Raw genomic sequence first — 10486 nt, forward strand, 5'->3', positions numbered from 1 at the left:
AACAATGAAATCAGTAATGCCAATCACCGCTTTAATCGCTTTGCTTGGTGCCTCATCGGCAATGGCTGCCAATCTCACCATTCCCATGGCATTTGAATACTTAGCCCTTAATGGTCAAAAAGTAGAAAGCAGCTTGTTTAACCATAAGGCCGATTTAAGCCTAGATAACGGCACGCACAAGATTGCTATCCGTTATCACGATATGGTGCAAGATGATTTCAGTGACAGCGAAAGCTTTATTAAATCATCCCCCTTTATTATTACTCTTAATGTCGATGGCGATTATGACTACCAGTTACAACCCGCCGAAGGCAAAGTGATTAAACGTCCGAAAGAGTTTGCTAAATCACCCGAGGTCATCATCACGCGTGCAGATGGTGGTAAAGTCAGTTATCAAGTAGCACAAACCGATATTGCAGAAACTTCATTTGTAGGTCGACTCTTAGGTGATGACAGCGGTCAAGATGTTGAAGTCGCTGCAGCCGTTGCAACGGGCGGTACGATGGCAGCTAGTTCCGTACCAGCAAAGCCTGTTAGCGCCATCGAGGCTGCGACATTACCCGCGACAGCAGCGCCCACCAATAAGAGCGAAGCTGAACATGCTCAGCAAATGCTGCAATACTGGTGGTTACACGCCGATGAAACAACGCGCAAAGAATTCATGAGCTGGGCCATCAAACAGTTGTGATCATTTGATAAAACCCACAAGCAACGTCACGCTAACCTAAGGTTAGCGTGACCCTCTCCCCCCATATAGACTCTCCCGTTTTACCTTGAACCATATACCATCTAATTTTTTAGTCTCATTTACCTGCTATAGATTGTCAGCATTCCCCTAGCTTGCGCTTACGCACTGAACCATTACGCGACATTAAATAGTGATTGCGGCTAAGCCAATATGATTGCAAACTAGACAAACGATATAAGCCAAGCCCCTCATCGTGGAGATAGATGCATGCAACTAGAAATTCGAAATTATTATGAAGTACTGTTACTTGAGATGCTGTCGGATGAAGGATTGATGGATGAACTCCCTGAAGACTATCTGGCCGATTTATGCTGCGTGACACTCAATCAGCTGCCCGTGCGCTACATTCGGCACCTCGTCGATACTTACTTTTTTGAAGATTATGACGAACTCAAGCAGATGAAAACGGAGATCCAATCTGCCTTAGAAAAATCGCGCGCCTTTTTAAAAACCAAGCTTCCCCAACAAGAAAGCCTGTAACTCGAACCTAGGCGTTCAATTAATGAGGACGCCTTGGTATTCACACACACGCGACTTTCCAGACATACCCCAAGCATAGCCCAGACATAAAAAGTCACACTGATGGGTATTTCACAATTGATAACCGCACGCAACTAAACAAAGTTAAAACGGTGAATGTAAAACAAGATAGGAAAATTTAGAAACAAATAGGGGGGAGTTTTTTGCTAACCGATTTCTCATCGAGTGTACCACCAAGTGTACCACTTGCGGTCTTTCTGAGATAAGCCTTTGATTAGACTTTAGTTTGGAGGTTTCCCTAGAGCCACACCCCGGCACATGAGTCGCCTGCTGCGGTTGCTCCCTTCCGGGCCTGGCCGAGTTCACAAGTTATCATTGCGGGGGGACCCTAGGGTCACCATAGATTCTTGAAGCGTGTTATCTTCAAGACGGGGGCATTATCTATCATGCAGGGGATGCGATCAAGGGAATATCGGTCTTTGAGCCATTCTTTATGATTGAGTGGTGAATCTATAAACAAATACCCACGAGCGTGGGTATTTTTTATAAGAACAAGCTTCAATGACTTACAATTTAATATTGGCTCGGTTTTGTTCTAACAGTTTAGGACCGATACCTTTAACTTCAGATAATTGATTAATATCGGTAAATTTACCATGTGTATTGCGGTATTCAATAATCGCCATCGCCTTGTTTGCACCAATCCCTTTTAGCTGGCTTAACTGCTCTGCTGTCGCCGTATTGATATTAACGGCTTGTGCCTCAACGGTTGTATTCACCGGAACTGGCTCAACCTTTTCAGCAGCATAAGCGGGAAACAGTGCTAATGTCGTAGCAATCAAACTGCCCAATAATATTGCTTTCATAACTTACTCCTTGATTATCCATTAGGGGATGGCCAGCATTCCTTTCTCCTTGGCCACCTTAAAAACATAGAACAAACTCAAACCTTGCGCAAATACGTGACCCCCACCAACCAAAACCCCACCTCCAAGGTGACCAAGGTCACACAAACAACTTTCAGTTTATTTCATAACGAGATTAAATCTGATTCAACCGATGCACTATGAAAAAAATTGTGATCTACCCCTTACTTTAAAACGTGATTCGGGTAACATAAGCCACCATTTTATTGCGCTACATCACACGCAGAGCTCGAACACAAAGTAATTTAACTACAAATAAAAAGCTTTGTGCCGATCCTGCGCTGAGATAGTGTTGTGCGCCTAACAACAAGTACTAACAACAAGTATATGGACTCTTCAATGTCTCACGAAACCACGCAGGCACAGCCGCTGATCCCTGAAAAGCCAACACAATATAAAAAAATGCTTATATTGTTTGCCGATATCTGTTTATTTATTTTGATGTATCAATTTCTGCCTTTTGAACAGAGCATTAATATTGGACTCGCCATTCTCGTTTTTGCTGCAATATTGTGGCTGACGGAGGCTATCCATATTAGTGTGACGGCAATCATTATCCCTATTCTTGGGGTCGTGTTTGGCGTGTTTGAAACCAAAACGGCAATGAGCAATTTTGCGAATCCGATTATTTACCTGTTTTTTGGTGGCTTCGTCCTCGCTGCAGCCCTGAACCATCAAGGTATCGATCGCCGTATCGCTCAAAAAGTACTTACGGCTTCCAAGGGTAAACTGAGCCTTGCTTGTATGATGTTATTCGGCATCACCGCCCTGCTATCGATGTGGATCAGTAATACCGCCACTGCGGCGATGATGCTGCCATTGGCTCTGGGGATCTTGCAGCAGCTAGACATTAAAGAGCATCGCAACACCTACCTCTTTATGCTGCTAGGTATCGCTTACTCTGCCAATATTGGTGGCATAGGTACCTTAGTGGGCAGCCCACCGAATGCTATCGCCGCGGCTCAAGTGGGTTTAAGCTTTGCCGACTGGTTAGAGTTCGGTTTGATCACCGTCGCTTTAATGTTACCGAGTATGCTTATCGCGCTGTATCTTTATTTGAAACCTAATCTCAATGTGGTCTGTGAGATCCCAAGCGATAATCAGAAATTAAATTTCCAAGGTAAACTCACTCTTATCATCTTTTTGGCAACCGTATGTTGCTGGATCTTCAGTAAACCTATCTCTGGCGCTTTAGGCGGCATCAAACAGTTCGATACCATAGTGGCGTTAAGTGCCGTGGTATTACTGGCGGGTTTAGGTTTAGTGCAGTGGAAAAAAATAGAAAAAACCACAGATTGGGGCGTGCTCATCCTCTTTGGTGGTGGCTTAACACTCAGTGCTATTTTAAAAGCCACAGGCACCAGCGTATTTTTGGCGCATTGGGTCACCGATATTTTTGGTAACACCCATATGGCATTATTTACCTTTGCGGTGATATTTTTTGTGGTGATGCTCACTGAGTTTGCCAGTAATACCGCCAGTGCTGCTTTGTTGGTACCTGTATTTGCCGCGATTGCTGAAGCACTGGGACTATCACCTGTGATGCTGTCGGTATTAATTGGTATTGCGGCTTCTTGTGCCTTTATGCTGCCAGTGGCGACGCCGCCCAATGCGATTGTGTATGGGTCAGGCCACATTAAGCAATCAGAGATGATGCGAGCTGGCGCAATAATCAACTTTATCAGTATGTTGGTACTGTATATCATTGCCCACCTGTTCTGGACTATCTAAGCATAATCCGCTTGCACATTTGTGGCCTACTCGATAATGAGTTGGCCACAGATGGATTAACTCCCTTCTAACGCTTGGCGTAAATCGCTAATAATATCTTCAACCGCCTCTAAGCCTACCGATATACGCAATAGACTGTCACTAATACCCGCCACAACTCGCTCCTCAAATGAATAGGGTGAATGGGTCATCGAAGCTGGATGCTGGATAAGTGACTCAGCGTCACCCAAACTGACCGCGATGGTAAATAACTTCAGTCGATTCACAAATGCAACAGCGCCATCAAAACCACTATCAAGTTCAAAGGCCACCACTCCCCCAGCTCGGCGCATCTGCGAGCCGATAAGATGATGTCCACTATGGTGCGCTAAACCAGGATAATAAACTCGGCTAATTTGCGGGTGTTTATCCAGATATTCGGCAATCACTTGGGCATTATCACAATGACGAGCAACTCTAACATCTAAGGTTTTTAGCCCGCGTAAGATAAGCCAGGCATCATGTGGTGATAATACCGCGCCGATATCTTTGAGGATTTCTGTTTTGAGTTTAGCTATCATCTCCTCACTGCCACACACTATGCCGGCAATCACATCGCCGTGGCCATTAAGGTATTTAGTGGCGCTATGCACCACCATATTGATGCCCAACGCGATGGGCTGCTGCAACAGCGGCGTCATAAAGGTGTTATCAACAATACTCACCAGATGATGCTGCTTCGCTATACCTGCAATCGCGGTTAAGTCATACACATCGAGATGGGGGTTCACCGGAGTTTCACAAAACAGCACTTTCGTAGTGGGCTTAATGGCGCGCTTTATTTCATCGACATCATTAAAGTCCACCAAGGTGACTTCAATCCCAAACTTACTCAACTGCGTGGTCATCAAGGCAAAGGTACAGCCGTAAACGGCTTTAGCGGCAACTAAATGATCGCCACAGCATAAATGGGTTAATAATGCGGCCGATACCGCCGCCATACCCGATGCGGTAGCGGCAGCGGCTTCGCTGCCCTCGAGTATCGCTAACTTGCGCTCAAGCTCTGCCGTGGTGGGATTACCTAAGCGGGTATAAATATACCCTTGCTGCTCACCAGCAAACCGTGCGCTACCTTGCTCTGTGTTCTCGAATGCAAAGGTGGCGCTTTGATACAGTGGTGAGACTAATGCGCCCATGGCATCCCTTTGATGCCCAGCGTGGATAACCTGAGTCGCCTGCTGCCATTTTTGTTGCATTATCTCTCTCCAAAGTGTTGATTGACTAAGTCAAGGTAAACACTAACCTTGGCTCGTTTTGCGCCTGAGAGTAAAGTTATAGCAGCAGATTAAGCCCTAGTTGGATGTAAAATCTTTGTTACGGTTGGTGCGTTTACCGAGTGCGGCTAATGAGAAATCTTTGAGTTCACTCAGTAGCGCGGTATGGATCTTGGTTAACTTGGGGCGGGTCTCATGACTAAATACCACAGGGCGACACAGTGCCATGGCCTGATAACCCAATCTTGCAGTGAGCAATCCCCCGCCTAACCCTTGCGCCATCCGCGTCGATACCTTGCCGGACACTTCCAGTGATAGCAACTGGGTACCAATATCGGTCACCACCTCACTGGCCCCCGCATAAATAATATTGATTATCACCGAGCGGATGAGCTTAATGCGGCTCCAATAACCTAGTTCAATGCCATAGCAGCTGGCTAACTCGCGGATCATCTTCTGGTTACGCCATAAAATAATCGCCATATCGAGCACGGCTAATGGGCTTGCGGCTAACAATAACGCCGATTCAGTGGCATAGCGATGCACCAATTTTTTGGCTTTTTTATCGATTTCAGTTAACACCAGCGACTCAAACAACAGCACGCGCTCGGCATCGTTATGCTCATCACGCACATGATCACGGTAGTTTTGGGTGTCGATATCTGTGGGTAATTTAGCCAAAATACGCTCGATAAACGGGTCGGCCTCACCAATTTGCATGCTCAGGGCTAAGCGCTCACTCACTTGCTGCGCCTCCTCTACGCCCCTTAATCGTTGCAGTTGGCGCCATTCATTAAAGGTTATCCGCCCAGCCCACAAAATAACCAAAGCCAGAACACTGGCATATACCCCAAATAACCAAGGGCTGTCGGTCCATGCTTGTGACAAGGACAAGCCGGTTTGGGTCAGTACTAAGATGATAAGGCCAAGCAACATGCTTTTAGTCAACCATGACCAGCGGCGACGCTTACTCGCCATCAAGGTGCGCTTAATGCTAGGGTCAATATCTAATAATTGTGCAAGCTGCTCCTCGTCACTCTCGGGCGATAATATGTGTACAGGTTCAGCATCAAAATGCCTTGCCTGTTGTAGCCTTGGCTGAGTCGATTGATCATCATCGCCTAGCTCGAATAACTGTTTTTTTTCTATCGGATCTGAGGGGTGTGTCATTATCGTTCCTATCATCAATCAAGATGTAAATCAGGGATAGCTAAGTTAGCTTATCGCCAATTAAATACTGCAATAGGTGATCTAAGCGAATATGCTCAAAATGCACATCCTTAGCAGTACTGGCGATTTGAGGCGGCGCAAAATTAACAAATTCAAACCCTTGTTGCTGCCAAAATTCACTGCGAGGCAGCTGCTTGGGGACTTCGCCAGGAAACAAAGTGACCGCTTTACCACTTGCCATATCGCGTCCCTTAACCACCTCTATCTGTTTAGTGTCAACTTGCACCATGCCATGTTGTGTGGCTTTTATAGCACTGATCGCCATCACCTCAACATCGCAACCTTCAAACTTAGCATGTTGCTGACTGCGGTTAACCAGCTGGGTCAATAGCGATAACACATTACCCTGCTGATCGCGGGTAATATGGTCCACTTTACTGGCAGCAAATAACAGCTTATCAATACGAGGAGAAAAGAGCCTTTTCAATAAGTTAGATTGACCAAAATGAAAGCTAGCCATGATGCCGTCTAGCGCCTGACTCATATCATCAAACTGCGCTTTACCGCGATTAAGCGGCGTAAAACAGTCAACTAATAATAATTGACGGTCAAACTTGCCAAAGTAATCGCGGTAGAAGGGTTTAACAACCTGGATTACATAGCTGTGATAACGTTTTTTAAGTACATGGTAATAGGAGTCTTTAGGGCTTTTTTCTAATGCATCGCACTGCCCCTCACTTAAGCCGAGTAGAGGAAAAAACGCTAACACTGGCGTATCGGCCAGCTCACCTGGCAATAACATGCGTCCAGGTTGGGCATTATAAAACCCATGGGTATGTACACTGTCACACAGCAGTTGTTGATACAGGCTCGACACCTGTTTGAGTTGCAGCTCTTGCGCCGGTGATGCTAAAGGCAGCTCGGCGCAAGCGTCGATAAAGGGCGTATAATACTCGCTAAGCGACAACAAGCTGCTACGCAGACTTTGACGCTGACACCACTGTGGATAGGTGAGTTTTAACATAGGTAAATCGAGTAACCACTCACCTGGGTAGTCAACAATATCAACATATAAGGTGCTATGGTCAGTCAGTTTTGCCAGCAGCCCTTTTTGCGGCTGGTATTTAATCGCTAACCTCAGCTCACTGATATTACGCGTGGACGCTGGCCAGTGAGGTTCACTAGAGGTTAAGGCCGCCATGGCGCCTTCGTAATCAAAACTGGCAATGGTCATATCGGGCTGTAAGGTGCGCTTTACCCCATAAAGGCGCTCATCTCGCGCCACTTGCCACAAGGGCAACGCATTATGTTGCCCAACGGTACCACTGTGCAGGAGTTGATTCACTAATCCGGTGATAAAAGCGGTTTTGCCTGCGCCAGACAAACCCGTTACCGCTAGGCGTACATGATTGTCTGTGGTTCGTTTGACCAAAGATTTTGACTGTTGTGATAGCTTATGAAGTGAGCGATTGAGTGAGTTCATAGCACCTATCTTGGCCCCTATAATATCCGTATTCGAATCGTAGCCATGTTTAAGGGCGGTATTCACCGCCCTTATGCCTTATGTAAGTCATGATGAGTCAAGCTTACAGGTTGTTGATCTCCCGTTTGAGATCGAAACTATCAGAGGTGACATGACGTTCAAGCTGTTGAAGCCTTACCTCTAATTGTCTAAATTGGCTGCTGACATCCCGTAACGCTGCCTTAGCGGGTTCGCCAGCCTGCCAGACCTTCTTTTTAACCTCAATCTCTTTATGCTGGTGTTTGTTCTTTGTGCTGCCAGGCTTGATATCTAATATCATCCACAGTAGCACATAGATGATAAAGATGATGCCCGATCCCCCAAGTAAAAATATCGATGCTGCCACCACCCTGACTAACCAGGTTTCGAAGTTAAAGTAATCGGCTATGCCGGCGCAGACCCCAGCGATTTTGCCTGATTCGGGAATGCGATATAAGGGACGTCCATTAGATGCGCTCATCTCGATGCCTCCATTGTGGCGCCTCGCTGTCTAAAATAGCTTCCAAGGTTTCTATGCGTTGGGCCATTTTATCGGCTTTGCTAATTAACTCATTTAGCTGAGTAAACTCTTCTTCAGTGAGTCCTTGGCTCACTTGGCGTTTACTACGGTAATGTAGGATCAGCCAAATGGGTGCCACCACTATCATGAAGATGATGATCGGGGCTATTAATAAATCCATATCCATAACTCACCTCTGAATCGTTTCTATTTAGTTGTTTTAGTCGTCTGTTTTTTCGCGTTGCTGGCTTTAACCTTGGCTTTTAAGGCTTCCAACTCGGCGTTGACTGAATCTTCGGCTTCTAAAGCGGCGAACTCATCATTAAGTGTCTTTTGATTACCCAAGTCGTAAGACTCAACTTGTGACTCTAACCCTTCGACACGGCGCTCATATTGCTCAAATTTGCTCATCGCATTATCAATTTTACTTGAATCAAGCTGACGCTTTACTTCTAAACGAGAAGAGGCGGTCTGCTTGCGCATGATAATGGTCTTTTGACGTGCTTTAGCATCGGCTAGCTTTTCTTGTAGCAGATTCACTTCCTCTTTGAGGCGAGCAATGTGCTCTTCAACGACCATTAACTCTTTTTCAAGCGTAGCTGCCAGTTCGCTGGCTTTCTGCTTTTCCAGTAATGCCGCTTTGGCTAAATCTTCGCGATCTTTCGATAACGCTAGCTCAGCTTTATCTTGCCAATCATGTACCTGCTCTTGCACTTTGGCGATACGACGCAGGATCTCTTTTTTCTCTGCAAGCACTTTAGCTGAAGTTGAACGTACTTCGACTAAGGTGTCTTCCATCTCCTGGATGATCAAGCGCACCATTTTTTCTGGATCTTCGGCCTTATCGAGTAGCGCGCTGATATTAGAATTGATGATATCTGCGAAGCGAGAGAAAATGCCCATAATACTGTCCTCTAAATTAACGTTGGTGTCGCAAAGAATAATACATTTAGTGTGCCAACTTTTGATATTCATTACAATACAGACACTTAAACATTATTTTAACTTTTGCTTTATTTTGTAACCGCGGCCACATATTATAAATTTCACCAATTATTAGTGTGAAAGGCTAAAACTTATCGTGGCGAATCAATTCCAACAAGATAATCTGATCGGCCAATCGAATGCGTTATTGGAAGTACTAGAGCACGTTTCAAAAGTTGCCCCCTTATCCAAACCCGTACTTATTATTGGGGAACGTGGCACGGGTAAGGAACTCATCGCCGAGCGATTGCACTACCTGTCAACGCGCTGGGAACACAATTTTATCAAACTTAACTGCTCCTCCTTGAGTGAGAACTTACTGGAAAGTGAACTCTTTGGCCATGATGCTGGTGCATTTACCGGTGCCAATAAAAAGCATGAAGGTCGCTTCGAGCGCGCCGATGGCGGCACACTTTTTTTAGATGAATTGGCCAACACCTCAGGACTCATACAAGAGAAGCTACTCAGAGTCATTGAGTACGGTGAATTTGAACGAGTGGGCGGCAGTAAAACGGTACAAACCGATGTGCGCTTAATCTGCGCCGCCAATGAAGATCTGCCTTCACTTGCCCAAGCCGGAGAATTTAGACCAGATCTGCTAGATCGCTTAGCCTTTGATGTGATCACCTTACCGCCACTGCGTCATCGCCCCGAAGATATTATGCCGCTGGCAGAATACTTTGCTATCGGCATGGCGCGGCAATTAAAACATGAACTGTTTGACGGTTTCTCCCCCCGCGCTGTCGAGCAATTAATGCAATATGATTGGCCGGGCAATATTCGTGAACTCAAAAACGTGGTTGAGCGCAGCGTTTATCGTAATACGGATCTGCATACCGCGATTGATAATATCGTCATTGATCCCTTTGCTTCACCCTACCGCCCAATGCACAGAGTAAAAACCACTTCGCGCCAAGCTATACCGCAGCCCAATGCGACGCCTGTCGCCCCACTTGAGCCTGAGCCTGAATCAGCGCCGCAACCACACAAGGCTGCCGCAATTGAGTTTCCGTTAGACTTTAAAGAACACTGCGAATCCCATGAAGTGCAGTTACTCAGTAAAGCCTTAGATGCGGGGCAATACAACCAGAAAAAAACGGCCGAATTGCTGGGTCTCAGTTACCATCAACTGCGAGGAATTTTGAAAAAATACAATTTATTGGATAAATAAAT

Annotated in this window: 11 protein-coding genes and 1 other RNA gene; 4 read left to right on the plus strand and 8 right to left on the minus strand. The window is 45.9% G+C overall.

The features are described from left to right. Nucleotides 1-4 precede the first annotated feature (4 nt). On the plus strand, nucleotides 5-688 hold the full coding sequence (locus tag AC5YBX_RS11160) for a DUF2057 domain-containing protein (protein WP_494521422.1): 684 nt from the start codon (nucleotides 5-7) through the stop codon (nucleotides 686-688). Nucleotides 689-955: 267 nt separating this feature from the next. Further along, a complete protein-coding gene (locus tag AC5YBX_RS11165; protein ID WP_494521421.1) occupies nucleotides 956-1228 on the plus strand; it encodes a late competence development ComFB family protein in 273 nt (90 codons plus the stop codon). Nucleotides 1229-1523: 295 nt separating this feature from the next. On the opposite strand, the gene ffs is transcribed toward AC5YBX_RS11165, so the two are convergent. Continuing rightward, nucleotides 1524-1620, minus strand: an RNA gene (gene ffs, locus AC5YBX_RS11170) — signal recognition particle sRNA small type. A gap of 174 nt (nucleotides 1621-1794) precedes the next feature. Then, nucleotides 1795-2094: a ComEA family DNA-binding protein gene (locus tag AC5YBX_RS11175; protein WP_494521420.1), complete on the minus strand. Its 300-nt coding sequence runs from the start codon at nucleotides 2092-2094 to the stop codon at nucleotides 1795-1797. 399 nt (nucleotides 2095-2493) lie between these two features. Here AC5YBX_RS11175 and AC5YBX_RS11180 point away from each other — a divergent pair, with 399 nt between their 5' ends. After that, the gene (locus tag AC5YBX_RS11180) at nucleotides 2494-3885 is read left to right on the plus strand and encodes an SLC13 family permease (protein ID WP_494523690.1); all 1392 of its coding nucleotides are present in this window, start codon (nucleotides 2494-2496) and stop codon (nucleotides 3883-3885) included. 56 nt (nucleotides 3886-3941) lie between these two features. Here AC5YBX_RS11180 and megL read toward each other — a convergent pair whose 3' ends face one another. The 6 genes from megL to pspA form a co-directional block, all read right to left on the minus strand. Further along, nucleotides 3942-5120 (minus strand): methionine gamma-lyase, encoded by a 1179-nt coding sequence (megL, locus tag AC5YBX_RS11185; RefSeq protein WP_494521418.1) that lies wholly within the window; start codon nucleotides 5118-5120, stop codon nucleotides 3942-3944. Nucleotides 5121-5216: 96 nt separating this feature from the next. Next, entirely contained in the window at nucleotides 5217-6308 is a 1092-nt protein-coding gene (locus AC5YBX_RS11190; RefSeq protein WP_494521417.1) for a YcjF family protein, read from the minus strand. Between the two features lie 40 nt (nucleotides 6309-6348). Beyond that, nucleotides 6349-7791: a YcjX family GTP-binding protein gene (locus tag AC5YBX_RS11195; protein WP_494521416.1), complete on the minus strand. Its 1443-nt coding sequence runs from the start codon at nucleotides 7789-7791 to the stop codon at nucleotides 6349-6351. Between the two features lie 103 nt (nucleotides 7792-7894). Beyond that, a complete protein-coding gene (gene pspC, locus AC5YBX_RS11200; protein WP_475514302.1) occupies nucleotides 7895-8290 on the minus strand; it encodes an envelope stress response membrane protein PspC in 396 nt (131 codons plus the stop codon). Beyond that, a complete protein-coding gene (pspB, locus tag AC5YBX_RS11205; RefSeq protein ID WP_110456720.1) occupies nucleotides 8277-8516 on the minus strand; it encodes an envelope stress response membrane protein PspB in 240 nt (79 codons plus the stop codon). The genes pspC and pspB overlap by 14 nt, the downstream gene beginning before the upstream one ends. Before the next feature lie 20 nt (nucleotides 8517-8536). Continuing rightward, complete coding sequence (gene pspA, locus AC5YBX_RS11210) at nucleotides 8537-9232, minus strand: phage shock protein PspA (RefSeq protein WP_494521611.1); 696 nt, start codon at nucleotides 9230-9232, stop codon at nucleotides 8537-8539. A gap of 178 nt (nucleotides 9233-9410) precedes the next feature. Here pspA and pspF point away from each other — a divergent pair, with 178 nt between their 5' ends. Beyond that, nucleotides 9411-10484: a phage shock protein operon transcriptional activator gene (gene pspF / locus AC5YBX_RS11215; RefSeq protein WP_494521415.1), complete on the plus strand. Its 1074-nt coding sequence runs from the start codon at nucleotides 9411-9413 to the stop codon at nucleotides 10482-10484. Nucleotides 10485-10486: the final 2 nt, after the last annotated feature.

Source organism: Shewanella sp. 492 (genome assembly GCF_059338445.1).

What these genes read in the sequence shown, in the direction of transcription:
- AC5YBX_RS11160 (WP_494521422.1), top strand. Translation starts at nt 5, where the DNA reads ATGAAATCAGTAATGCCAATCACCGCTTTAATCGCTTTGCTTGGTGCC.
- AC5YBX_RS11165 (WP_494521421.1), top strand. Translation starts at nt 956, where the DNA reads ATGCAACTAGAAATTCGAAATTATTATGAAGTACTGTTACTTGAGATG.
- AC5YBX_RS11175 (WP_494521420.1), bottom strand. Translation starts at nt 2,094, where the DNA reads ATGAAAGCAATATTATTGGGCAGTTTGATTGCTACGACATTAGCACTG.
- AC5YBX_RS11180 (WP_494523690.1), top strand. Translation starts at nt 2,494, where the DNA reads ATGTCTCACGAAACCACGCAGGCACAGCCGCTGATCCCTGAAAAGCCA.
- megL (WP_494521418.1), bottom strand. Translation starts at nt 5,120, where the DNA reads ATGCAACAAAAATGGCAGCAGGCGACTCAGGTTATCCACGCTGGGCAT.
- AC5YBX_RS11190 (WP_494521417.1), bottom strand. Translation starts at nt 6,308, where the DNA reads ATGACACACCCCTCAGATCCGATAGAAAAAAAACAGTTATTCGAGCTA.
- AC5YBX_RS11195 (WP_494521416.1), bottom strand. Translation starts at nt 7,791, where the DNA reads ATGAACTCACTCAATCGCTCACTTCATAAGCTATCACAACAGTCAAAA.
- pspC (WP_475514302.1), bottom strand. Translation starts at nt 8,290, where the DNA reads ATGAGCGCATCTAATGGACGTCCCTTATATCGCATTCCCGAATCAGGC.
- pspB (WP_110456720.1), bottom strand. Translation starts at nt 8,516, where the DNA reads ATGGATATGGATTTATTAATAGCCCCGATCATCATCTTCATGATAGTG.
- pspA (WP_494521611.1), bottom strand. Translation starts at nt 9,232, where the DNA reads ATGGGCATTTTCTCTCGCTTCGCAGATATCATCAATTCTAATATCAGC.